The following is a 25409-nucleotide window of genomic DNA, read 5'->3' on the forward strand; positions in this document are numbered from 1 at the left end:
AGAAAAGAGGGCTTTGTTTATGAAATATCAACAAGCAACAGATTTTGAAAAACAGTTGATAAAACTGTACTACTGTCAGGGAATCGGTCTGCAAGGCTGCTGGAAGATTATTTGGTATTGGCTGGAAACAAAAGAGATGCGTTGTTCGTTGGAAGAGATGATTGCCATCGGCGTCCTTCCACAGCACCGTGCGGTTTTTCGGCGATCATGGGAACAATTGACAGAAGAGCACATCACACAAAAGATGGGGGAACAAAACTACCTCACCTTTTTTTCGGCGGAGTATCCGATGCTTTTAAGACAAATTGCGGACCCACCATTGATGCTTTTTTATGAAGGAAATCTGCAATTGCTACAAACGACTATGATTGGCTTTGTCGGCGCAAGAACAGCTTCTCTCTACGCGCGTAAAGTTTGCGAAAAGCTGATTCCACCGCTAGTGACGGAAAATTATACGATCGTCAGTGGATTGGCAAATGGTGTTGACAGTTTTGCCCATGAATCAGCCATCAGAAATCGTGGGAAAACTATTGCCGTGATTGCGTCTGGGTTGGACCATTGTTATCCTGCTTCTGCGTTTCCATTATTTCAGCAGATTCGTCAAGAACATCTAGTACTGAGTGAATATTCTCATGATACTAAACCGCAAAGACATCACTTTCCCTTGCGCAATCGCATCATTGCTGGTATTTCAAAAGGGATCTGTGTGATTGAAGCTAAAGAAAGAAGCGGTTCTTTGATTACAGCACAATTAGCAATGGAAAATGGCCGAGAAGTTTTTGCAGTACCTGGTGAAATGATTTCCGATCAGTCAAAAGGTTGTCACCACTTGATTCAAGATGGCGCAAAATGTACGATTAGTGTGTCAGATATTTTACAGGAGTTAGCCTTTTTTTGATTTTTCCAATCAACCTTCCTTGACAAACCTTTTCTTGAAAGCTATGATAAGCTACGATTTGTATGTTTCATCTGCATACGATAGGTTCACTGATTGATAGAATATAATAGTAGGAAAAATTCAGGAAGGAGCCATTCTTTATATGGCATATAAATATTTAGTAATCGTGGAATCGCCAGCAAAGGCGAAAACCATTGAAAAATACCTTGGACGAAATTACAAAGTCGTCGCAAGTGTCGGTCATATTCGTGATCTCCCTAAAAGTAAAATGGGAATTGATGTCGAAAATGACTATGAGCCGCATTACATTTCGATCCGTGGCAAAGGCGATGTGATCAAAAGCCTTCGTTCAGCTGCAAAAAAAGCCGAGAAAGTCTACCTCGCAAGTGACCCGGATAGAGAAGGAGAAGCCATTGCTTGGCATTTAGCTTTTCTGCTAGGGTTAGATTTAAAAGATAAAAACCGAGTCGTCTTTAATGAGATCACCAAAGATGCCGTCAAAGCAGCTTTCAAAGAGCCAAGAACGATCGATGTGGATCTCGTCGATGCCCAACAAGCGCGACGGATTTTAGACCGATTGGTGGGGTATTCATTGAGCCCGATCCTTTGGCGTAAAGTGAAAAAAGGATTGAGTGCTGGCCGTGTTCAATCGGTGGCGCTTAAGATCATTATTGATCGTGAAAAAGAGATCCGTGATTTTGTGCCTGAAGAATACTGGAGCATCGATGGGAACTTTAAAAAAGCCACGAAGAAATTTAAAGCCAATTTTTGGGGCCTAGATGGCAAAAAGAAAAAATTACCGAATGCTGAAAGTATTAAAGAAGTCACTGATCGCCTTTCTGGTAAAGACTTTCAAGTGACGAAGGTTGAAAAGAAAGAACGCAAACGCAACCCGGCGGCACCTTTTACCACCAGTAGCTTGCAACAAGAAGCAGCCCGTAAACTGAACTTTCGAACGCGGAAAACCATGATGGTTGCACAGCAGCTCTATGAAGGGATCGCCCTTGGCAAACAAGGCACCGTCGGTTTGATCACCTATATGCGTACCGATTCGACCCGAATCGCAGACACAGCCAAAGGCGAAGCGGCAGAATTTATTGAAACTACCTATGGTTCAGAGTTTTCAGCGCACGGTGGCAAAAAACGCGCGAATGCACAAGGGGCGCAGGATGCCCATGAAGCGGTAAGACCAACCAGTGTGATGCGTACGCCAGAAGCCATGGAGAAATTCTTAGACAAAGACCAACTAAAACTGTATCGCTTGATCTGGTCTCGCTTTGTGGCTAGTCAAATGACGCCGGCGATTTTGGATACAATGAAAGTTACTTTGGATCAAAATGGTGTCATCTTTATTGCCAATGGTTCAAAAATCAAATTTAAAGGGTTTATGCAGGTCTATGTGGAAGGGCGCGATGATGGCAAAGAAGACAAAGAGAACATCTTGCCAGAGTTAGTTGAAGGAGATGTGGTTCAATCTGTATCGATTGAACCGAAACAGCATTTCACTCAACCACCTGCTCGTTACAGCGAAGCAACGTTGATCAAAACCCTTGAGGAAAACGGTGTGGGTCGTCCTTCAACCTATGCACCGACGTTAGAAACCATCCAGCGGCGTTATTATGTGAAATTGACGCAAAAACGTTTTGAGCCAACTGAACTTGGTGAGATCGTCAATTCATTGATCGAGGAATTCTTCCCGCAAATCGTTGATATGCATTTTACTGCTGAAATGGAAAATAGCTTGGATAGCATTGAAGCTGGGAAAGAAGAATGGGTCAAAGTCGTCGATCAATTCTACCGTCCATTTGAAAAAGAATTGACGACCGCAGAAGAAAGTATCGAAAAAATCCAAATCAAAGACGAACCTGCAGGCTTTGACTGTGATCTTTGTGGCCATCCAATGGTGATCAAATTAGGTCGCTACGGAAAATTTTATGCCTGCAGCAATTTCCCTGACTGTCGCAACACGAAACCAATCGTCAAAGAAATCGGCGTTGAGTGCCCGGTCTGTCACCAAGGCCAAGTTGTTGAACGCAAATCGAAAAAAAATCGGTTGTTTTATGGATGTACCCGCTATCCCGACTGTGACTTTACTTCTTGGGACAAACCTGTAGGCCGTAATTGTCCGAAATGTGATAATTACTTAGTCGAGAAGAAAGTCAAAGGCGGCAAGCAAGTCGTGTGTATCAATGGCGACTATGAAGAAAATGTGCAAAAATAACTAACAGGATTCTCTGTTATAAAAAGAATCGGCGCATTCTTTTGAAGGGTCAGCCTCGATGTTGGCTGACAAAAGAAAGTGCCGGTCCTTTTGATTAATACAAGCAGTTTCTTATGAGAAGAGGCGAGCTTTTGAAATAAAAGGAGAGCACTATGAAAGAAATCAATGTTATTGGTGCCGGTTTAGCCGGAAGCGAGGCTGCATGGCAAGCAGCGCAAGCAGGTGTTGCAGTAAAGCTTTATGAAATGCGTCCTAAGAAATCGACAGAAGCCCATCATACAAATAATTTTGCTGAGCTTGTTTGTACGAATTCACTACGAGGCAACAATTTAACAAATGCGGTCGGTGTTTTGAAAGAAGAGATGCGTCGCTTGGATTCAGTGATTATTACCTCTGCAGACAAAACAGCGGTTCCAGCAGGGGGTGCTTTAGCTGTTGATCGTGATGATTTTTCAGAGTTAGTCACCAAACGTGTCAAAGAACATCCTTTAGTCACTGTCATCGAAGAGGAGATCACTGAAATTCCAGATGGGATCACCGTGATTGCAACTGGACCTTTGACTTCTGAACCTTTATCCAAAGCGATCCAAGCTTTTAACGGATCAGAAGGATTTTATTTCTATGACGCAGCAGCACCGATCGTCGATAAATCCACCATCAATATGGATAAAGTTTATTTGAAATCACGCTACGACAAAGGCGAAGCAGCCTATCTGAATTGTCCGATGAACGAAGAGGAGTTTTATGCGTTTCGTGAAGCTTTAGTCAATGCGGAAGTGGCCCCTTTGAAAGAATTCGAAAAAGAAAAATTCTTTGAAGGATGTATGCCAATCGAAGTTATGGCTGGCCGTGGACCGAAAACCATGTTGTTTGGTCCGATGAAACCCGTTGGTTTGGAAGATCCGAAAACCGGCAAGCGTCCTTACGCAGTGATTCAGCTGCGGCAAGATAATGCAGCTGCTTCTCTGTACAACATCGTTGGTTTTCAAACACATTTGAAATGGGGCGAGCAAAAGCGGGTATTCCGGATGATCCCTGGTTTGGAAGAGGCCGAATTTGTGCGCTACGGCGTGATGCATCGGAATAGTTTTATGAATTCACCAGAGTTGTTACAACAAACCTATCAATCGAAAAAACGTGAGGACCTCTTTTTTGCTGGTCAAATGACAGGGGTCGAAGGGTATGTTGAAAGTGCAGCCAGTGGATTGATGGCTGGCATCAACGCGGCCAAACTTGCAAAAGGCGAAGCACCGATCATTATGCCGCAAGAAACAACAATTGGTAGTATGGCGTATTATATCACCCATGCTGAAGGCAAACATTTCCAACCAATGAATGCAAACTTTGGGTTATTGCCAGAACTTCCAGAGCGAATTAGAGACAAGAAATCTCGTTATGAAGCATTGGCAAATCGAGCGTTAGCTGCTTTAGAAAAAGCCAAAGAACAACTATAAGAGTGATGAGTCAACACCTTCTTACTAATAATTGGTAAGAAGGTTTTTTTTTAATTTGTCTTGAAACTTTAATCAAGGTGACTTATGATAGACAGTAACAATGAGAGAAGGTGGTGAAGATGGTGATCGGAGAATGGGTTCATTTGATTCAAAACTATTTACAGCGTTTTCCTACAGTGATCCAATTTTTAGGATGGCTGATCCTCTTGGTCGGGGTCATTTTCGTTGTCTTTGTTGCATTTAGTTTGCTGTTAGGTCCCTTTATGTGGCTTTACAATCGCATCACAGACAAAAACCGCAGCAATGTCATTAGCCGCAATGAGTTTGTGATCGGCGAACTGACGGAAAAGATTGTCGGAGACACAATCGGCGAAGTCATGGAAATAGGGAGTCAAAGTGCACGTTCTGTTTATCCCGCTCGGTTTTTTCGAGAAGAAGATCGTGAAAACAATGTTCGATTGCCAGTCGGCACCAAAGTCATCATTGTCGATTTTGATAAAAAAGGGATCGCGTTGGTGGTTGAAAGTAAAAATTTTATAGAATAGGAAGTGTTAGGTTATGGTGGATACAGGATCAGCAGTCGATTTTTTAAGTAATCCAATTTTATGGATCATTGTCCTCGTTGTTTTATTGGTTGCCTTTTTGATGATACGTTACCGTATCGGGAAACCCGATGAAGCGTTGATTGTTACAGGATCATTCTTAGGAAAAGAAGGCATCAAGATCTTAAAAAACAGTGGGACATTTGTGATTCCTATTGTTCAAAAAGCTCATAAATTAAGTTTATTGACCCACAAGTTAGAGATTGGGACACCAGAAGTTTATACGGAACAAGGCGTACCGATCAAAGCCAGTGCGACGGTGCTTGTGAAGGTCGGTAATAGTACCGAATCGATCAAGACAGCCGCCGAACAATACTTAGGTAAATCCACAGGTGAATTGGAAGATGAAGCCCAAGAAGTCTTAGAAGGTCACTTACGGGCGATTCTAGGAACGATGACGGTAGAAGCTATCTACAAAAACCGAGATGATTTTGCGGAACAAGTGCAAGAAGTTGCCTCTACGGACTTGAAAAAAATGGGGTTGGAGATCGTTTCGTTTACGATCAAAGATGTCAGCGACAGCAATGGCTACTTGGATGCGTTAGGACGCCCTCAGATTGCTGAAGTGAAAAAAAATGCCGAAGTAGCGGAATCCAATGCCTTAAGAGAAACGCGGATCAAGCAAGCTGAGAATGAGCAATTGGCACAGCATGAAGAGATCCGTCGCCAAACAGAAATCGCAGAAGCGACTAAAGATATGGCATTGAAACAAGCGCAGTACAAACAAGAACGCGAAGTTGCGGATGCGAAAGCAGAACAAATCGCGGTCGGCGAACAAATGAAAGTTCAGTTGATCGAACAAGAAAAAAATATTGAGATCCAAGAAAAACAAGCGGAATTGACGGAAAAAGAATTGAATGCAACTGTCCGTAAAAAAGCCGAAGCAGATAAATATGTCGTTGAACAAAACGCATTAGCAGACAAAGCACGTGAAATCGCTCGAGCACAAGCGGAAGCAGAAAAAGTCAAATTAGCTGCCCAAGCAGAAGCCGAACGAATTGAAAAACTAGGTAGTGCCGACGCGGAACGGATCGCAAAAGTCGGTCAAGCCGAAGCGGAAAGCCGTGAAAAGATGGCGATTGCTTTGACCAAACTAAACGAAGCCGGTATTTTAATGGAGTTCATCAAAGTGCTGCCTGAAATCGCGAAAGAAGTCAATGCGCCACTGAGCAATATTGATAAAGTGGTTAGCTTTGGCGGCAATGATGGGCTTCAATCAATGGGGGAAGCTGGTTTAGCGCGAACTTTTGATACGATCAAAGAGACAACCGGATTAGACTTAGTTGGGTTGATCAATGACACGATGTCCACAAAACAAGGAAACAAAGAGCTAGTTCAGGCTGTATCTGAAAGCAATGGTTCGCATCAGCCAACAACGGATCCAATCGAATAAAAGCAAATAAGTGGAAACGTATCAGTCCCTCTATCTTTTGAGGAGAAGGACTGGTACGTTTTTCTGGCTTTTTTGAGGAATCTTTTGAAGAGTGATAAGAATCTTACGAAGATTCTTAGAAAGTTTTCACAATTATGTCTAAACTTTGAAATATTGATTAAATTCTGACAATTCATTTGTTTTTTTTTGTGGTCTATGCTAAAGTTATTTCGAATCATGAAAAGGGGGGTTACTTTGCAAACAGATCAGTTACAAGAAGAGTTTTTTCGTTATCTTATTGTTGAAAGAGGGTATTCGGAAAAGACAAAAAAAGCGTATCAAGAAGATATGAGCGATTTTTTTTACTTCTTAAAAGAGTCTGGCAATGAAGACCCATTAGCAGTGGAGTACCGTGATGTTCGCGTCTATCTAAGCTATTTGACAGAACGAGAGTACAGTCGTAATTCCATTAGTCGCAAAATGGCTAGCTTGCGATCATTTTACCAATTTCTAACCAAGCATGAGATCGTCAAAGAGAATCCTTTCGCCTACATTCATTTAAAAAAGAAAAACGCCAAATTGCCGCGTTTTTTTTATGAAAAAGAAATGGATGCACTCTTTCAAAGTGTTGCCGGTGATGAGCCATTACAACAGCGCAATCAAGCATTGTTAGAAGTCCTTTACGGTTCAGGTCTGCGGGTCAGCGAATGTAGTAGTCTGACGCTGGGGGCGATCGATTGGGAAAGCGGCGTATTGTTGATCCACGGAAAAGGCAACAAAGATCGTTATGTTCCTTTCGGCAGTTACGCACAAGCGGCAGTCAAGCGCTACCTTTCCTCAGGACGCAAACAACTGATGGAAAAGCAGAACAAAGAACACGATATTCTTTTCGTGAATCATCTTGGTGATGGGATCACTGCAACAGGGATCGAGTATGTGTTGAATCAAATCATTCGAAAAAGCAGTTTAGACAGTAAAATCCATCCTCATATGCTTCGGCATACGTTTGCGACCCATTTATTAAACAACGGTGCCGATATGCGGACCGTTCAAGAATTGTTGGGGCATGCCAATCTATCGACGACACAGATCTATGCGCATGTCACCAAAGACAGTTTACAAAAAAATTATCGCCAATTTCATCCACGCGCGTAAAATTGGTACAGGAGGAACGTAAATGAAGTCAGAATTTCATTCAACCACCATCTGTGCGGTTGAAAAAGACGGCAAGTTTGCCATGGCCGGTGACGGACAAGTAACGATGGGAGAACAGGTCGTTATGAAAGGAACCGCTCGGAAAGTTCGTCGAATTTACAACGGTGAGGTGATCGTTGGCTTTGCCGGCAGTGTAGCAGATGCCTTTACCTTGGAAGAAAAATTTGAAGGAAAACTAAATGAATACAACGGAAATTTGCAACGAGCTGCAGTAGAATTGGCGCAAGAATGGCGGACGCAGCAGTCGATGCAAAAACTAGAGGCGATGCTGATCGTCATGAATGATAAGGAGATGCTCTTAGTCTCTGGGACAGGCGAGGTCATTTCGCCAGATGAAGGGATCTTAGCCATTGGTTCAGGCGGAAACTATGCCTTGGCGGCAGCCCGTGCGATGAAACGTTATGGCGGCGAACTATCTGCCAAAGAAATCGCTGAAGGTGCCTTGAATATCGCAGCAGACATTTGTGTCTTTACGAATCACAATATCATTGTAGAAGAGTTTTAAAGAGGGATGACGATATGACAAACCAAAACAAATCACCACGAGAAATCGTGAAAGAATTAGATGAATACATCGTTGGACAAACCAACGCCAAAAAATCAGTGGCGGTTGCTTTGAGAAATCGCTACCGCCGGCTACAATTAGATGAAAAGATGCAACAAGATGTCACACCAAAAAATATTTTGATGATCGGACCAACGGGCGTTGGGAAAACGGAAATTGCGCGACGATTAGCAAAGATCGTTGATGCACCTTTCGTTAAGTTAGAAGCGACGAAATTCACGGAAGTCGGCTATGTCGGTCGAGACGTAGAATCGATGGTACGTGACCTCGTTGAGAATGCGATCCAAATCGTGAAAAAAGAACAATATAAAAACGTGCGGATCCAAGCAGAGAAAAAAGCCAACCGTCGTTTAGTAAAAGTCTTAGTTCCTGGTATTAAAAAGGAACAGAAAAAGAATACCAATCCTTATGAACAAATGATGAATATGTTCAACGCCGCACAACAACCAGAAGAGCCAAAAGAAGAATTGACGGATGAGATTCGCAGCAACCGTCAAGCCATTTTCGAGCAATTAGAAAAGGGGCTTTTAGACAACCGAGAAGTGACGATCCAAGTCGATGAGCCGAAAAATCAAGCACCAATGATGAACAATGGCTTAGAACAAATGGGGATCGATTTGAATGAAACCTTAGGGGCATTGAAACCGCAAAAGAAAATCGAGCGCACGGTAACTGTGAAAGAAGCACGAGAATTGTTGATTCAAGAAGAATCCTCCAAACTGGTCAACGACGCGGATATTCATAGTGAAGCGTTACGTTTAGCAGAATCTAGCGGCATCATTTTTCTTGATGAAATCGACAAGGTATCTTCGAAATCACAGCAGTCAGGAGAAGTTTCTCGTGAAGGGGTGCAAAGAGATATCTTACCGATCGTTGAAGGATCGCAAGTCAATACGAAATATGGCACGTTACAAACAGATCATATTCTCTTTATCGCTTCAGGCGCGTTCCATCTATCAAAACCAAGCGATCTGATCCCTGAGTTGCAAGGACGTTTCCCGATTCGCGTGGAACTAGATGACTTGACAAAAGAAGACTTTGTTAAAATTTTAACGGAGCCAAATAATGCTTTAGTCAAACAATACATCGCCTTGTTAGGAACCGAGAATGTCAAAGTGGTCTTTACGATGGAAGCTATCGAAAAAATTGCCGAAATCGCGTATCAAGTCAATCGCGATACCGACAATATTGGTGCTCGTCGTTTGCATACAATTCTAGAAAAACTACTTGAAGATTTATTGTTTGAAGCATCTGAGATGCAAATGGGTGAAATTACGATCACAGAAGCGTATGTGGAAGAAAAACTTGCGTCCATCGCAAAAGATGAAGACTTAAGCCGGTATATTTTATAAAGGGAGCGGACCAATGAAAACATTATTAGAAAAGACAAGACAAATCAACGAATTATTGCAGCAAAAAAACACCTTTAATTTAGCTTCTGATTTGCCTTACGACAAAATGGCTGTCATTTTAGGAAACATCCTAGACAGCAATGCGTATATTATTAGCATCGACGGTAGTGTGTTAGGTTTTGTTGAGAACCACGATGTTAATAACGAACGTATAAAAAAAATGTTTGTTGAAAAACAGTTTCCTAAAAATTATACAAATTTAGTCGATCACCTGACCTCCACAGAAGCTAATGTGCCAATCAGTGATGATATGACCGCTTTTCCTGTGGAAGGCCGTGAGTTGTATCCCAACGGACTAACAACTATCGTACCGATTTACGGTGCAGGGGAACGTTTAGGAACAATCATTCTTTCTAGAATCGATAAATCTTTTGATGATGACGATTTGGTATTAGCGGAATACAGTGCAACAGTTGTGGGTATGCAATTCTTGTACCAAAAATCCCGCAGTATCGAAGAAGACGTTCGCAGTACAACGGCGGTTCAAATGGCAATCAACACCCTTTCTTATAGTGAGTTGAAAGCTGTTCAAGCGATCTTTGAGGCATTAGAAGGCGACGAAGGTCGTCTGACCGCATCAAGTATCGCTGATCGCATTGGTATTACACGGTCGGTGATCGTAAATGCTTTACGTAAATTAGAGTCTGCCGGTATTATTGAATCCCGCTCTTTGGGGATGAAAGGCACCTATTTAAAAGTGCTTAACAGTCGCTTTAAAGAGGAATTGACGAAACATCAATATTAGGAGATGAGACCATGACAGTTACCATCACGGCCGGTCATCTGCAAGCAAAAATTGCAGAAAAAGGGGCTGAGCTGCAAAGCTTAGTCGATACGAGCAATGACCTTGAATATATTTGGCAAGCTGATCCAAACCACTGGGGAAAGCATGCACCGATCTTATTTCCGATCATTGGTGCCTTAAAAGAGGACACCTATCAGCATGAGGGCAAGAGTTATCATTTGCCTCGTCATGGATTTGCCAGAGACATGTTGTTTACTGTCGTTGAAAAACGCACAGATTACGCTTTGTTTTTACTAGAAAGTTCGACTGAAACCAAAGCAAAGTATCCGTTTGATTTTCAGCTGTATGTCAGTTATGAATTAGGCGGTGATGGTTTAGTCGTCAAATACCAAGTGAAGAATAGCGGTCAAAAAGAGCTCTATTTCTCCATTGGTGGACACCCTGCATTCAACGTCCCACTTGAAAAAGGGCTGACTTTTGAAGACTATTATCTTTCTTTTTCTCCAAAGAAATCACGGGTGAAATTGCCGTTAAAAGGCAACTATATTGATTATGAGCAACGCACACTCGGTCAAACGAATACGGATTTACGCTTGACCCATGACATGTTTGCAAATGATGCGCTAGTTTATGAAACGAAAGGATTACATTCCTACTCGATTCGCAGTGAGAAATCGCCTCATAGTGTCACGTTAAGCTACAATAATATGCCGTATGTCGGTTTTTGGTCCACGTATCCAGTGAAATCGCCGTTTCTATGTATAGAACCATGGTGCGGTATCGCAGACACACTGGAAGCTTCCGGTGAGCTTTCAGAAAAACTGGGGATTCAAGCACTTCCACCTGAAGAAGTATTTGAAACAAAGTACTCCATCACAGTTAAATAATGTATGCAAAAAGAAGCTGGGAAAAGCGCAATGACTTTTCTCAGCTTCTGCTTATTTGTTCGTTTGACGCTTATTCAATCCAAAGGGTATTCGACTTTCGGTCCCATCTTTGATGCGGGTAATGTTTTCACGATGGCGAATAAAGATAAAAATCGTTACGCCGATGGCGATAAAGGTCAGCAGCCAATTTTGCTCAGGCAAGATCGCAGGGGCGATAAAAGGCAAAACAATCGTCGATAAAGTGATCAAACACGCCGCGATCATACTGGTCAGACTCACCATACTGGTCACATAAAGACAGATAACAAAAATCAATGAAGAATAAATGAAAAAGAGCGGATTGTATCCTAAGAGCATCCCAGCACTTGTCGCCACTGCTTTGCCGCCTTTAAATTTGGCAAAGATTGGGAAGGTGTGGCCTAAGATTGCACAGACCCCAAACCAGAGCGGATTGACGGTATGGAGACCAAAGATGACCGGCAAGCTGGTCGCCAAAGTTCCTTTTAAGATATCCATCAATAAAACAACGATCCCGGCTTTTTTTCCTAAAACGCGAAATGTATTGGTCGTTCCCGTATTGCCGCTGCCGAATTGGCGAATATCTTTTTTGAAAAACAGTTGGCCAATCCAAACACCCGAGGGGATCGAACCTAAAAGGTAAGCAACAATAAATAAAAGAATCGTATTCATAATAACCAACTTTCTTTGCAAGGCTAGGGCAATTTTAGCATGAAAACGCCTTTCCAACAATAAGAAAATCTTTCGCTGGTTAGGGAAAGAAGAAAAACAGCTTTTCTCAGAGCTGTGAAACACAAACGAGCCATTTTGTGACTCTAGCTTGTGCAAACAAAGGAAAAAGGATAAGATAGTTTAGAAAAATGTTCGCTTGAAAAAAGCGTATTTTGTGTTAAGATTTTTTTTGCAGTTCTTTCAGCAGCAAAAAAGGACTGATCAAGATTAAAGGAGCGGTGGGTTTGGCAAAGAAAACCACAGAATATAATGATGCTTCCATTCAGGTCTTAGAGGGCCTGGAAGCAGTAAGAAAACGGCCAGGAATGTATATCGGCTCGACCGATAGCCGCGGCTTGCACCACTTAGTGTATGAAATCGTCGATAATGCGGTTGATGAGGCACTCTCAGGATACGGCAATGAAATCGATGTTACGATCCATAAAGACAATAGTATCAGTGTTCGAGACAATGGTCGAGGAATGCCGGTCGGGACACATGCATCGGGAATCCCGACTGTTGAAGTCATCTTCACAGTATTACATGCCGGCGGGAAGTTTGGCCAAGGCGGCTACAAAACCTCTGGCGGCCTTCATGGGGTTGGTGCCAGTGTTGTAAATGCCTTATCCAGCTGGCTAGAAGTGGTCATCGTTCGTGACGGTATCGAATACAAACAGAGCTTCAAAGATGGTGGGAAACCAGCCGGTACCTTAAAAAAAATCGGCAAAACTCGTAAACCAACGGGAACCACAGTCACCTTTAAACCAGACGATACAATCTTTTCTGCAACCAAATTCTCCTATGAGATTCTCGCAGAACGTTTGAGAGAATCTGCGTTCTTGTTGAAAGGGGTCAAAATTTCCCTGACGGATGAACGTGGGGAAGAACCGATTCGTGAAGTCTTTTTATATGAAGAAGGTATCAAAGAATTCGTTGATTATTTAAATGAAGAAAAAGATACCTTGACCCAGGTGGTTTATTTTTCTGGCACGAAAGAAGCCATCGAGGTAGAACTTGCCTTTCAATACAATGATGGCTATTCGGAAAATGTCTTGTCTTTTGTCAATAATGTACGTACCAAAGATGGTGGTACCCATGAAGTGGGGATGAAGACATCAATGACGAAAGCTTTCAATGAGTATGCCCGCAAGGTGAATTTGTTGAAGGAAAAAGATAAGAACCTTGAAGGCAGTGATTTTCGGGAAGGCTTAGCGGCCGTGCTGTCGATCCGTGTTCCGGAAAATCTTTTGCAATTTGAAGGACAGACCAAAGGGAAATTAGGAACACCCTTAGCAAGAAATGCGGTAGACAATGTGATTGGCGAGCAGCTAGGCTATTACCTGCAAGAAAACAGTGAAATGAGTCAAATGCTGGTTCGTAAAGCGATCAAAGCAAGAGAGGCCCGTGAAGCTGCCAGAAAAGCGAGAGAAGAAAGCCGCACTGGAAAGAAACGCAAAAAAGGGGAGTCACTGCTTTCTGGAAAATTAACGCCTGCACAATCTCGTAATCCTAAGAAAAATGAATTGTATTTGGTGGAGGGGGATTCTGCTGGTGGTTCAGCGAAGCAAGGCCGTGACCGCAAGTTCCAAGCGATTTTACCGTTACGAGGCAAAGTTATCAATACGGAAAAAGCCAAAATGCAGGATATTTTGAAAAATGAAGAGATCAATACCATGATCTATACTATCGGTGCCGGTGTTGGCCCAGAGTTTTCGATTGAAGACTGCAACTATGATAAAGTCATTATCATGACCGATGCGGACACCGATGGGGCACACATCCAAGTATTGCTATTGACGTTTTTCTACCGTTACATGAAACCGTTGATCGAAGCAGGAAAAGTTTACATTGCTTTGCCACCTTTGTATAAAGTGTCCAAAGGGTTAGGAAAAAAAGCAGTGGTCGAATACGCTTGGACGGACGATGAACTAAGCAAGCTGACCCAAAAAATCGGCAAAGGCTATATGCTTCAGCGCTACAAAGGGTTGGGGGAAATGAATGCCGATCAATTGTGGGAAACGACCATGGACCCAGAAACGCGGACGCTGATTCGGGTAAGAATCGATGATGCGGCTCAAGCAGAACGCCGTGTCACCACATTGATGGGAGATAAAGTAGAACCACGTCGGAAGTGGATCGAAAGCCATGTTCAATTCAGTTTAGAAGAAGATGGCAGTATTTTGGATAAAAAAGAAGATACAGTACCGGAATTAGTTGATGAAAAGTTAATGGATACCGAACAAGCAGAAAGCAAACAGTTAGTTAAGGAATAGGAGGTGGTCTCTTGGAACACAGAAGCAATATACAAGAATTGACATTGGAAGAAGTGATGGGAGATCGCTTCGGACGATATTCCAAATACATCATTCAAGAACGGGCATTGCCGGATATTCGTGATGGGTTAAAACCGGTTCAGCGGCGCATCTTGTTTGCCATGAACCAAGACGGCAATACGTATGACAAAGGCTTCCGCAAATCAGCGAAATCAGTCGGAAATATCATGGGGAATTTTCACCCCCATGGCGACTCAAGTATCTATGAAGCAATGGTCCGCATGAGCCAAGACTGGAAACTACGTCAGATTTTGATTGAAATGCACGGGAACAACGGGAGTATGGATGGCGATCCACCAGCAGCCATGCGTTATACGGAAGCACGGCTTTCAGAATTAAGCGGTGAGCTGTTAAAAGATATCGAAAAAAACACGGTCGAATTGGTGTGGAACTTCGATGATACCGAAAAAGAACCAACTGTTCTACCAGCAAAATACCCGAATCTGTTAGTCAATGGCTCAACAGGGATCTCAGCTGGGTATGCAACGGAAATTCCCACCCACAATTTAGGAGAGATCATTGATGGAACGGTCTATTTGATCGACCATCCGCAAGCTTCTTTGGATCAGCTGATGAAATATATTCCTGGCCCTGATTTTCCAACAGGAGGAATATTACAAGGGAAAGAAGAAATCAAGAAAGCCTATGAAACAGGTAAAGGCAAAGTGATCCTGCGTTCGAAAACCAAGATTGAAGACATTAAAGGCGGCAAACAGCAAATCGTTATTAATGAGATTCCCTATGAGGTCAATAAAGCCAATTTAGTCAAAAAAATGGATGAGATCCGTTTGAATAAACGGATCGACGGGATTGCTGAAGTACGGGATGAAACCGACCGTACTGGTTTGCAGATCGTTGTCGAGCTGAAAAAAGAAGCAAATGCACAAGGAATTTTAAATTATCTATTTAAAAATACCGAATTGCAGATCAACTACAACTTCAACATGGTAGCCATTGACAATATGCGCCCCCAACAAGTCGGTTTGAAACGGATTTTAGAAAGCTACATCAAGCATCGCCGTGAAGTGATTGAAAAACGCAGTCGTTTTGAACTGCAAAAAGCTCAAAAGAGACAGCATATCGTTGATGGTCTGATCAAAGCTCTATCGATCCTTGATGAAGTGATCGCCACCATTCGCGGCAGTAAAGACAAAAAAGATGCCAAAAACAATCTGGTGGTTCAACACGGCTTTACGGAAGAGCAAGCAGAAGCCATTGTGAACTTGCAGTTGTACCGGTTAACCAATACGGATATCACGCAATTGCAAGCAGAGGCGAAAGAACTTGCTGAAACGATCGCTGAATTGACAACAATCTTAAATGAGGAAAGCGAATTACTGAAAGTGATCAAAAAGGAATTGCGGGAAATCAAGAAAAAATATACGACCCCGCGGTTGACTGAGATCGAAGCAGAAATTCAAGAAATCAAGATTGAAACACAAGTCTTGGTTGCACAAGAAGAAGTCGTCGTAACAGTCACAAGAGACGGCTATGTTAAACGTAGCAGTTTGCGTTCCTACGGCGCTTCAAAACCAGAAGAGATCGGCATGAAAGAAGGCGACTCTTTACTTTATAGCAGTCAAATGAACACGTTAGATCATCTGTTGTTGGTAACCAATAAAGGAAACACGATCTATCGTCCGGTTCATGAATTGCCTGATTTAAAATGGAAAGATCTAGGCGAACATATTTCGCAAACGGTCATGACGCTGGCCCAAGATGAAATGATCATTGGGGTCTTTGCTTACAAAGAGATCGATCCTTTGAAAAACTTTGTGCTGATCAGTAAAAACGGCATGATCAAACAAACGCGGATGACGGAATTTGAGCCTTGGCGTACCTATAAGACACGGCCAATGACGATCATGAAGCTAAAAGATGAAACCGATGAATTGGTCAATGTCTTTTTGACGGATCAAACGGAAGAAATGGATGTCTTTTTAGTCAGTCATCTTGCCTTTGGCTTACGGTATTCGCTTAATGAAGTGCCCGTTGTGGGACCAAAAGCAGCTGGAGTCAAAGCGATGAACCTTAAAGCGGGTGATTATCTTATCAATGGGTTGTTAGTTTATTCAGAAGGGGATACACCAATCGTTCTGATTACTCAACGTGGCGCAGCAAAACGCATGCTGGCTCAAGAGATTACCCAATTAGGACGGGCGAAGCGTGGTTTGATGGTCTTGCGTGAATTGAAGAAAAATCCTCATCGCGTCGTCTATATGGGCAGTGGGGAAAATCAGCAACTGCTAGTGACCAACCAAAAAGGACAAGCCTTTGAAGTCATCACGAATCAAATCCCGATCAATGATCGGACCTCCAATGGCTCATTTATTATGGATGAGAAAACAGGGGGACAAATCTACGAAGTGAAAACACAAATCAGTCCTGCAATCGCGGAGGATCCTGTACTATAAATTATAACAAAACAGCCATTCTGTACCAGTACAGGATGGCTGTTATTTACCTCTTAATTAATCTTTCACATTTGCTAAAAACGTACTTTAATAAAAGATTCACATTTAAAATATACCTATAAATCAACGTTTTTAATAATAAACATCTTAAAAATAATTAAATTGTTCAAAATAATTCTTGAAAATGCTTGCAATCATTCAGGTGTGTGTTATACTGTTCACGTAAAGCTGTTACATTAGTGAACAGAAAATTTAAGGAGGTCCATCAGATGGAACAATGGAATGGATTTAAAGGAAAAACTTGGAAAGAAGAAGTAAATGTACGCGACTTCATCCAAGAAAACTACACACCTTATGACGGAACAGATGAATTCCTAGCAGATGCTACTGAAGCAACGACAAAGCTATGGGATCAAGTCATGGAACTGAACAAGCAAGAGCGTGAAGCTGGCGGCGTATTGGATATGGATACAAAAGTCGTTTCAACGATTACTTCTCATGGACCTGGCTACTTAGACAAAGACTTAGAAACAGTTGTTGGTTTCCAAACGGAAAAACCATTTAAACGCAGCTTGCAACCATTTGGCGGCATCCGCATGTCAGAACAAGCAGCAGAATCTTACGGCTATGAAATTGATGCGGAAGTTTCTCACATTTTCCGCGACTACCGTAAAACACATAACCAAGGAGTATTTGATGCCTATACACCTGAAATCAGAGCAGCTCGTCGTTCTGGTGTAATCACAGGTCTTCCTGATGCATACGGCCGTGGCCGGATCATTGGTGACTACCGTCGTGTTGCATTATACGGAGTGGACTTCTTGATCAAAGAAAAACAACAAGACCTACTATATTGCGGAAACGGAACCATGTCTGAAGACATTATCCGCCAACGGGAAGAATTAAGTGAACAAATTCGTGCTTTAAGCGAATTGAAAGAACTAGGAAACATTTACGGATTTGATATTTCTAAACCTGCTCAAACGGCAAAAGAAGCATTCCAATGGTTATATCTTGGTTACTTAGCAGCGATCAAAGAACAAAACGGTGCAGCAATGTCATTGGGACGTACGTCAACTTTCCTTGATATTTATGTAGAGCGTGATTTGAAAAACGGTGTGATCACTGAAGTAGAAGCACAAGAAATCGTTGACCATTTTGTCATGAAACTACGTCTTGTGAAATTTGCTCGGACACCTGATTACAATGCCTTGTTCTCTGGTGACCCAACTTGGGTAACTGAGTCAATCGCTGGTATGGGTGAAGATGGACGCCACATGGTAACAAAAAACAGCTTCCGTTTCTTACACACTCTAGCAAACTTAGGTCCAGCACCAGAACCAAACTTGACTGTTTTGTGGTCAACACGTTTGCCTCATAACTTCAAAACATTCTGTGCGAAAATGTCGATTCAAACATCAGCGATTCAATATGAAAACGATGATGTGATGCGTGGGCATTGGGGCGACGACTACGGAATCGCTTGTTGTGTATCAGCAATGCGTATCGGGAAACAAATGCAATTCTTTGGTGCTCGTGCCAACTTAGCAAAAACATTGTTGTATGCAATCAACGGTGGGGTCGATGAAAAATCAAAAGCACAAGTTGGACCAAAATTCCAACCAATTACTTCTGAATACTTGGATTACAACGAAGTAATGGAAAAATATGACACAATGATGGACTGGATTTGTGATCTGTATGTGAACACATTGAACATCATTCATTACATGCACGACAAATATTCTTATGAACGCATTGAAATGGCGCTACAAGATACAGACATTTTACGTACGATGGCTACTGGTATCGCTGGTTTCTCTGTAGCAGTTGACTCATTATCAGCAATCAAATATGCCAAAGTTCGTACGATCCGTGATGAAAACGGCATTGTTGAAGATTACGAAATCGAAGGCGATTATCCTAAATACGGAAACAATGATGACCGCGTAGATGATATCGCAGTCAACTTGTTGAAAGCCTTCATGAAGAAAGTGAAACGCACCAAAACTTACCGTGATTCAAAACACACAACATCGATCCTTACAATCACTTCTAACGTGGTTTATGGTAAGAAAACAGGGAACACGCCTGATGGACGTCGTGCAGGTGCACCATTTGCTCCAGGAGCAAATCCAATGCATGGTCGCGATACTCATGGAGCGTTGGCAAGTCTTTCATCAGTTGCGAAATTGCCATATGATTACTCATTAGATGGTATTTCAAACACCTTCTCAATCGTACCTAAAGCATTAGGTCGTGACGATGAAACACAACAAGAAAATCTAGCAACAATGTTAGATGGCTATGCTGTAAAAGGTGGTCACCACTTAAATATTAACGTATTTAACCGTGATACATTACTTGATGCGCAAGCTCATCCAGAAAAATACCCACAATTAACGATTCGGGTTTCTGGTTATGCGGTTAACTTCATTAAATTGACCAAAGAACAACAAGATGATGTCATTGCTCGTACAATGCACGAAGCAATGTAATAAGTAACAAATTCAGGCGGCGGACGGGAAAATCCGCCGCCTCTTGTTTTGAAAGTATCAGACGGAACAAGATCATCCGTCGTTTCGAAGAAAGGAAGAGCATTATGGCAGTAACAGGACAAGTACATTCAACAGAAAGTTTTGGATCGGTAGATGGACCGGGTATCCGTTTTATTGTATTCATGCAAGGATGCCGCATGCGTTGCCAGTTTTGTCATAATCCAGATACTTGGAAGATTGGCACGGGTGTCGAACGAACGACCGATGACGTCTTAGAAGAAGCGTTGAAATACCGTGAATTCTGGGGACAAAAAGGTGGGATCACTGTCAGTGGTGGGGAACCGTTACTTCAAATGGATTTTCTGATCGATTTGTTTCGCAAAGCCAAAGCAGAAGGGGTCAGCACAACATTGGATACTTGCGGAAAACCATTTACACGAGAAGAGCCTTTTTTCAGTAAGTTTCAAGAGTTGATGACTGTGACTGATTTGCTGTTGTTTGATATCAAACATATCGATAACAAAGCCCATAAAGAGTTAACTACTCAATCCAATGATAACATTTTGGATATGGCGAATTATCTTTCAGAAATCAATCAACCTGTCTGGATTCGCCACGTGCTGGTTCCATTTAGAAGCGACTATGATGAATTTTTGATCCGTTTGGATGAGTTTATCAAAACACTGAAGAATGTCGATAAAGTGGAGATCTTGCCTTATCACACGATGGGAAAATACAAGTGGGATGAGCTTGGTTTGAAATATCCCCTTGAAGGCATCGAACCACCAACAGAAGATCGGGTGAAAAATGCCAAACGTTTGCTTCATGTAGACGACTATAAAGGCTACTTAACCCGTTGATTAAAACAGGAAAGAAGAGATTGCTATTGCTTCTTTCCTGTTTTTTTACTATGATTAGAAAGTGAATATCAATTGAAATAGGAGCGATGAAGAAATGTCGAAAATATTAGTGTTCGGTCATCAAAATCCTGATACCGATGCCATTGGTGCAGCGATTGCTTTTGCGAACTTACAAAATCAACTCGGGAAAGACTGTGAAGCAGTAGCGCTTGGTACACCAAATGAAGAAACACAATTTGCACTAGATACCTTTGGTCTGGCTGCTCCTCGTGTGATCGATTCAGTGGCAAAGGAAACCCAAGAAGTAATGCTAGTGGATCATAACGAATTTCAACAAAGTGCAGCAGATATTGCGGATGTTACTGTATTAGCAGTGGTCGATCATCACCGTATCGCTAACTTTGAGACAGCTAACCCACTGTACTATCGTGCAGAACCTGTTGGTTGTACCAGTACGATCGTCTTGAAGTTATACAAAGAAAATCAAGTGGAAATACCAAAAGCGATCGCAGGAATCATGCTTTCAGCGATCATCTCCGATACATTGTTATTCAAATCGCCAACATGTACCGATGAAGATGTAGCGGCAGCAAAAGAATTAGCGGTTTTAGCAGGTGTTGAACTGGAAGCATACGGATTGGACATGTTGAAAGCCGGCACAAACCTTGGGACAAAATCAGCAGCAGAATTGCTGGACTTGGATGCAAAAAGCTTCCCAATGGGCGGGAAAAACATCCGTATCGGGCAAGTCAATACGGTCGATTTAAAAGAAGTCTTTGACCGTCAATCAGAGTTGGAAGCTGCCATGAAAGAATCAATGTCAGCAAATGGCTATGATCTGTTCTTGCTGGTTGCTACTGATATCTTAGACAGTAATTCTGAGCTATTAGTTGTTGGTGAACCAATTGCCCCAGTAGAAGCAGCGTTTAACACGACATTAACCAACAATCGTGCCTTCTTACCAGGAGTTGTTTCTCGTAAAAAACAAATCGTTCCTCAATTAACCGCAGTTTTTGAAGGATAATTTGAATAAATGTCAGAATGCTGGTGAGATCTGTTTTGGTAGATCAAGCCAGCATTTTTCATGATTTTTTGAATAAGGAGTCCACACAGTGAAATTTTTTTATAGTCCCCATTATCGTTCATTACAACCGATAGTGGCATCTTCTGAATTCCATGATTTGGTTCATGTGCTTCTAAGCTGTCAAGAACCGCCGACATTACGAGAGCTAAAAGCGAAGTTTCCGGAGGTGTCATTTGATAAAACTCTTGACCGCCTGATCGCATCAGCTTTGATCATCCGTAAAAATCGACGCTATTTTTTAGGTTTTCCTGTTTATACTGAAGAAGATCAAAAGCAGTTGCAAGAAAGTGACGGTTTTTATCAAGAAGCCCTTGATTGGTCAACACAAGAGATTGCTGATTTTATCAAAAGCTTTACGGTGACAAGTGCTGAAAACAAATATTTTTATGGTTGTTTGCAAGGAGTGGAGCAAGGAGTCGTGTATTCGTTGACTCATGAGACGTTTCAGATGATCACTTACGCAGAAGCGCCATGGCCACCGACACTACCGGCTTTTTTTGAAGCAAATCGCCAGCTACAAAATCTAGCGGTTTATGACGAACTAATGGATTTGATTGGCGATGTCGATCCAGTCTATTACTTAGATCAAGTAAGTGTCATCTTTGAACGTATCCGTAAAAACAAAAAAGTGCGTTCAAGTATTTTTCTAGAATCGCTCCAACGATTGAAAATTGTCAGTTCCGAGCTAGATTTCTTGCTGGAAGAAATAAATTGTGATAATCTAAAAAACGGTCGTTATCCTCCTTCTGAAAAGGATAGTTTCTTGCAACGATTAGTAATTGCTCAATTAGCAATAAGGACAGGTTCATACAACACTTTATTTTTCAATAATATTTGATATTTCTAATAATTGTGTTATTTGTTTAAAATTATATGATTTTTTAAAAGCTGTTAGACATCATTCTAACAGCTTTTTTAGTTTTCTTTAAAATGATAATTTGATGAATAAAAATTAAAAAACAACAATCGTTTTGTTTGGAGTTTTGATTTCTTGGTGATATGATGATTTCAGAACTTTGAAAGGGGATATAAAAATGGAAGGATATAAAACGGTTGAGTTTGAACAGTTGGAAGGGCATAAAACGAAAGCAGAAATGATTACATTCGTATCGATGACAGAAATAGAAGCTGCTCGGCAAGCAATTACAAATGCGGGGATCGATGAAACACGTTTTTCTGACGGAGATCTCATTCTGGCATTGAAGCAAAAGGAACGATTTGGGGCAAATACAATCGTTTCCGTGGTTATTGATTGGTTAGTGAATCAAAATTACTTAGTGAATCCAGCCCATGCTCTGCGTTACTTGGCAAAGAAAATGGCTGATGGTCCTGTAACGAGTTATAAACTATTAAGTGAGAGTGAGTTTGACTGTGATGGGAATTACTACTTGATTGGTCACACTGGTAAATCATTGGCGGTAAATAAAGCCTATAAAGTTTATACTGACGGACAAGTAAAAGAGCTTTGGCAAGCAAAATAGTTGAAGATGATTTCGGCTCTAGCGGGGAAAGAAAGTGACTGTAGAAACAGTTGTTTTCAAAAAAGGATCAAATATTGAAGGTTGTGAAAGATGCGTGAAACTAAACATTCGAATCGGCTTAGCTGGCAGTCATCTTCTGATTGGTGCATTCAGCCTGATCGGCGCACTGCTGACGCTTTACAAAGTACCAACTAGTTTTGGTACGATCCAAGTCTTGTTAGGTGAAATTTATTATACCGATACGGTATTTGACCGATTTACTCAGCTTTTCTTATTGGGGATCATTAGTCTTTATACCGTAGTGACGAGTTTTTATGGGTTTCGATTTTGGTGTTTTTGCTCCGCCTCTTCTGCATTTGGGACACTGTTGGCATATGTTGAATTAACTGAAACACTTCCGATGATGGTTGTTTTTATCCTAGTATTGGTAAGTTTGTTTCAGTTATGTGTAGTCACATACTTCATTTTCCAAAAGCTAAAAAGTAGAGCTGAAACAGGTTGAACAGATACGTTCAAGCTGTTTTTTTCTGTCCAGAACAATTCGTTCGTATCATAGGGTTATTACGTTACTAGAAATTTATTTTATGCTATGCTAGCAGTAGAGAACATTTGCTTGCGAATCTTTCTCAAAGGGTAAAATCGTGACAGTGATCGATGGTCACAGAATAAGCGATCAAGATGAATTGAAGGAGGACTGATGAGAGAGTGGTTACCAAACAACAGGAACTGACTGCAGAAAAAGACTTTCTGAGTGGTGAAAATTTTTATGTCCAACATTTCTTAGGAGCCCATCAAGTCGCTAACGGCTATGTGTTTCGCGTTTGGGCACCAAAGGCTCAACAAGTTTGGCTTGTTGGCGATTTCAACCAATGGACAGACACTTTGCCAATGAATAAAAGGCCAGAATCTGGAGTCTGGGAAATTGAGACCAATCAAGTAGAAGCAGGCCAGCTTTATAAATACAAAGTCAAACAAGCAAATGGACGAGAAGTGTTAAAGATTGACCCTTTTGCTGTCCATTTTGAAGCTCGACCAGGAACAGCGGCAGTCTTGCACAAGATTCCTCCCAAAAAATGGCGGGACGGACTGTGGCAAGGCCGCAAAAAAAGACAGAAAACATTTAACCGACCTCTAAATATTTATGAAGTTCATGCCAGCTCGTGGAAGCACCACGAAGACGGTACCCCTTATCGCTTCTCTGAATTAAAAGATGAACTTATTCCTTATGTGAAAAAAATGGGTTATACCCATATTGAATTTATGCCACTGATGGAACATCCATTAGGTACCTCTTGGGGCTATCAGTTGACAGGTTATTTTGCGCTCAGTTCCTATTATGGGACACCAGAAGAGTTCCAAGATTTTGTAGAGGCATGCCACTTAGAAAATATTGGTGTCTTTGTTGACTGGGTACCTGGACATTTTTGTGTCAATGACGACAGCCTCGCTTATTATGATGGGACACCAACCTTCGAATACATGGACGAGAATCGAGCCAAAAATGTGCGCTGGGGAGCAATCAATTTTGATCTAGGGAAACCGCAAGTCCAAAGCTTCCTGATCTCAAGCGCCTTGTTTTGGATTGAGTTCTATCATATCGATGGGATTCGAGTGGACGCTGTTTCCAACATGATTTACCGCGACTATGACGAAGGACCTTGGGAGCCCAATCACGAAGGCGGCAATCGCAATTTTGAAGGCTATTACTTCTTGCAGAAGCTTAATTCCGTTATTAAATTAGCCCATCCAGCAGTGGTCATGATAGCAGAAGAAAGTACTTCTGAGACCAAAATAACAGGAATGGTCGAAGAGGGCGCGTTAGGATTTGATTATAAATGGAATATGGGCTGGATGAACGATGTCTTGCGTTTTTACGAGATGGATCCGATTTTCCGCAAAGACCATTTAAGTTTGCTTTCTTTTTCTTTTATGTATCGGATGCAAGAAAATTATATTTTGCCTCTCTCGCATGATGAAGTTGTTCATGGTAAAAAAAGTTTGATGCACAAAATGTGGGGAGACCGCTACAAGCAGTTTTCACAATTACGCAATCTTTATACGTACATGATGATGCATCCAGGAAAAAAACTATTGTTTATGGGAAGTGAGTGGGGTCAGTTTTTAGAATGGAAGTACGATCACGGACTTGAATGGGTCGATCTAAACGATTTCCTAAATGCAAAAATGCAGTTCTTCACCCAAACCTTGAATGAATTGTACAAAGAAGAACGAGGTCTTTGGGAGCTAGATGATCAGGAAGAATCGTTGGAAGTGATCGATGCAGATAACTTAGATGAAACGACATTGACTTTCTTGCGACAAGGGAAAACCAAAAAAGATTTCTTGATCGTTGTGGTCAATCTAACACCGGTGGAGCGGCACGATTTTGCGATCGGTGTTCCGTATGAAGGAACATATCGTGAGATTTTAAACACGGAACGGGATATATTTGGCGGAACTTGGATTGCTAATAACCAAGACTGTCAAACCAGTCATACCCCTTTTAAACGATATGATTATCAAATAAAAACAATTTTGCCTGCACTTGGGGCTTTGATCATCAAACCAGAAAAAATCAAAATGACGCGTAAAAAAGGACCAACAAAATCACGAAAAAAAGAGTAAAGGGGGAAAGGTGA

At 41.7% G+C, this 25409-nt stretch carries 20 protein-coding genes; 19 read left to right on the plus strand and 1 reads right to left on the minus strand.

Translation table 11 applies throughout. The features are described 5' to 3' along the window. The first annotated feature begins 19 nt into the window (after nt 1-19). The 10 genes from dprA (at nt 20) to ENLAB_RS14890 (ending at nt 11371) form a co-directional block, all read left to right on the plus strand. On the plus strand, nt 20-898 hold the full coding sequence (gene dprA, locus ENLAB_RS14845) for a DNA-processing protein DprA (protein ID WP_194195343.1): 879 nt from the start codon (nt 20-22) through the stop codon (nt 896-898). A 142-nt stretch (nt 899-1040) separates the two neighbouring features. After that, nucleotides 1041-3119, plus strand: a complete 2079-nt coding sequence (gene topA, locus ENLAB_RS14850; RefSeq protein WP_081119148.1) for a type I DNA topoisomerase — start codon at nt 1041-1043, stop codon at nt 3117-3119. Between the two features lie 152 nt (nt 3120-3271). Continuing rightward, the gene (gene trmFO, locus ENLAB_RS14855; RefSeq protein WP_081119147.1) at nt 3272-4573 is read left to right on the plus strand and encodes an FADH(2)-oxidizing methylenetetrahydrofolate--tRNA-(uracil(54)-C(5))-methyltransferase TrmFO; all 1302 of its coding nucleotides are present in this window, start codon (nt 3272-3274) and stop codon (nt 4571-4573) included. Between the two features lie 119 nt (nt 4574-4692). After that, the gene (locus ENLAB_RS14860; protein ID WP_086292746.1) at nt 4693-5118 is read left to right on the plus strand and encodes a hypothetical protein; all 426 of its coding nucleotides are present in this window, start codon (nt 4693-4695) and stop codon (nt 5116-5118) included. 13 nt (nt 5119-5131) lie between these two features. Continuing rightward, the gene (locus ENLAB_RS14865) at nt 5132-6568 is read left to right on the plus strand and encodes a flotillin family protein (RefSeq protein ID WP_077452547.1); all 1437 of its coding nucleotides are present in this window, start codon (nt 5132-5134) and stop codon (nt 6566-6568) included. Between the two features lie 195 nt (nt 6569-6763). Further along, entirely contained in the window at nt 6764-7702 is a 939-nt protein-coding gene (gene xerC / locus ENLAB_RS14870; protein WP_077452546.1) for a tyrosine recombinase XerC, read from the plus strand. A gap of 22 nt (nt 7703-7724) precedes the next feature. Next, complete coding sequence (hslV, locus tag ENLAB_RS14875) at nt 7725-8267, plus strand: ATP-dependent protease subunit HslV (RefSeq protein WP_005229630.1); 543 nt, start codon at nt 7725-7727, stop codon at nt 8265-8267. A gap of 14 nt (nt 8268-8281) precedes the next feature. Continuing rightward, complete coding sequence (gene hslU, locus ENLAB_RS14880) at nt 8282-9679, plus strand: ATP-dependent protease ATPase subunit HslU (protein ID WP_005236820.1); 1398 nt, start codon at nt 8282-8284, stop codon at nt 9677-9679. Between the two features lie 13 nt (nt 9680-9692). Then, complete coding sequence (gene codY / locus ENLAB_RS14885; RefSeq protein ID WP_086292738.1) at nt 9693-10484, plus strand: GTP-sensing pleiotropic transcriptional regulator CodY; 792 nt, start codon at nt 9693-9695, stop codon at nt 10482-10484. Between the two features lie 11 nt (nt 10485-10495). Further along, complete coding sequence (locus tag ENLAB_RS14890) at nt 10496-11371, plus strand: aldose 1-epimerase family protein (RefSeq protein WP_244351840.1); 876 nt, start codon at nt 10496-10498, stop codon at nt 11369-11371. A gap of 51 nt (nt 11372-11422) precedes the next feature. On the opposite strand, the gene plsY is transcribed toward ENLAB_RS14890, so the two are convergent. Continuing rightward, a complete protein-coding gene (gene plsY / locus ENLAB_RS14895) occupies nt 11423-12061 on the minus strand; it encodes a glycerol-3-phosphate 1-O-acyltransferase PlsY (RefSeq protein ID WP_077452543.1) in 639 nt (212 codons plus the stop codon). A 284-nt stretch (nt 12062-12345) separates the two neighbouring features. Between plsY and parE the strand changes: the two genes are divergently transcribed. From parE to glgB, 9 genes are all read left to right on the plus strand, one after another. After that, nucleotides 12346-14373 (plus strand): DNA topoisomerase IV subunit B, encoded by a 2028-nt coding sequence (parE, locus tag ENLAB_RS14900; protein ID WP_086292734.1) that lies wholly within the window; start codon nt 12346-12348, stop codon nt 14371-14373. A gap of 11 nt (nt 14374-14384) precedes the next feature. Then, nucleotides 14385-16847, plus strand: a complete 2463-nt coding sequence (parC, locus tag ENLAB_RS14905; RefSeq protein ID WP_077452541.1) for a DNA topoisomerase IV subunit A — start codon at nt 14385-14387, stop codon at nt 16845-16847. A 269-nt stretch (nt 16848-17116) separates the two neighbouring features. Further along, complete coding sequence (pflB, locus tag ENLAB_RS14910; RefSeq protein ID WP_244351842.1) at nt 17117-19345, plus strand: formate C-acetyltransferase; 2229 nt, start codon at nt 17117-17119, stop codon at nt 19343-19345. Between the two features lie 104 nt (nt 19346-19449). Next, on the plus strand, nt 19450-20205 hold the full coding sequence (gene pflA, locus ENLAB_RS14915) for a pyruvate formate-lyase-activating protein (RefSeq protein WP_010749400.1): 756 nt from the start codon (nt 19450-19452) through the stop codon (nt 20203-20205). A gap of 94 nt (nt 20206-20299) precedes the next feature. Next, nucleotides 20300-21229 (plus strand): manganese-dependent inorganic pyrophosphatase, encoded by a 930-nt coding sequence (locus ENLAB_RS14920; RefSeq protein ID WP_081119140.1) that lies wholly within the window; start codon nt 20300-20302, stop codon nt 21227-21229. 88 nt (nt 21230-21317) lie between these two features. Further along, on the plus strand, nt 21318-22127 hold the full coding sequence (locus ENLAB_RS14925) for a DUF1803 domain-containing protein (RefSeq protein ID WP_096742504.1): 810 nt from the start codon (nt 21318-21320) through the stop codon (nt 22125-22127). Nucleotides 22128-22323: 196 nt separating this feature from the next. After that, nucleotides 22324-22770, plus strand: a complete 447-nt coding sequence (locus ENLAB_RS14930) for a hypothetical protein (RefSeq protein ID WP_081119138.1) — start codon at nt 22324-22326, stop codon at nt 22768-22770. A gap of 94 nt (nt 22771-22864) precedes the next feature. Beyond that, a complete protein-coding gene (locus ENLAB_RS14935; RefSeq protein WP_077452679.1) occupies nt 22865-23272 on the plus strand; it encodes a hypothetical protein in 408 nt (135 codons plus the stop codon). 203 nt (nt 23273-23475) lie between these two features. Continuing rightward, entirely contained in the window at nt 23476-25395 is a 1920-nt protein-coding gene (gene glgB / locus ENLAB_RS14940) for a 1,4-alpha-glucan branching protein GlgB (protein ID WP_244351843.1), read from the plus strand. The last annotated feature ends 14 nt before the right edge of the window (nt 25396-25409 follow it).

Origin of the sequence: Enterococcus innesii (assembly GCF_022846515.1) — a bacterium.
GTDB classification, from domain to species: Bacteria; Bacillota; Bacilli; order Lactobacillales; family Enterococcaceae; genus Enterococcus_D; species Enterococcus_D innesii.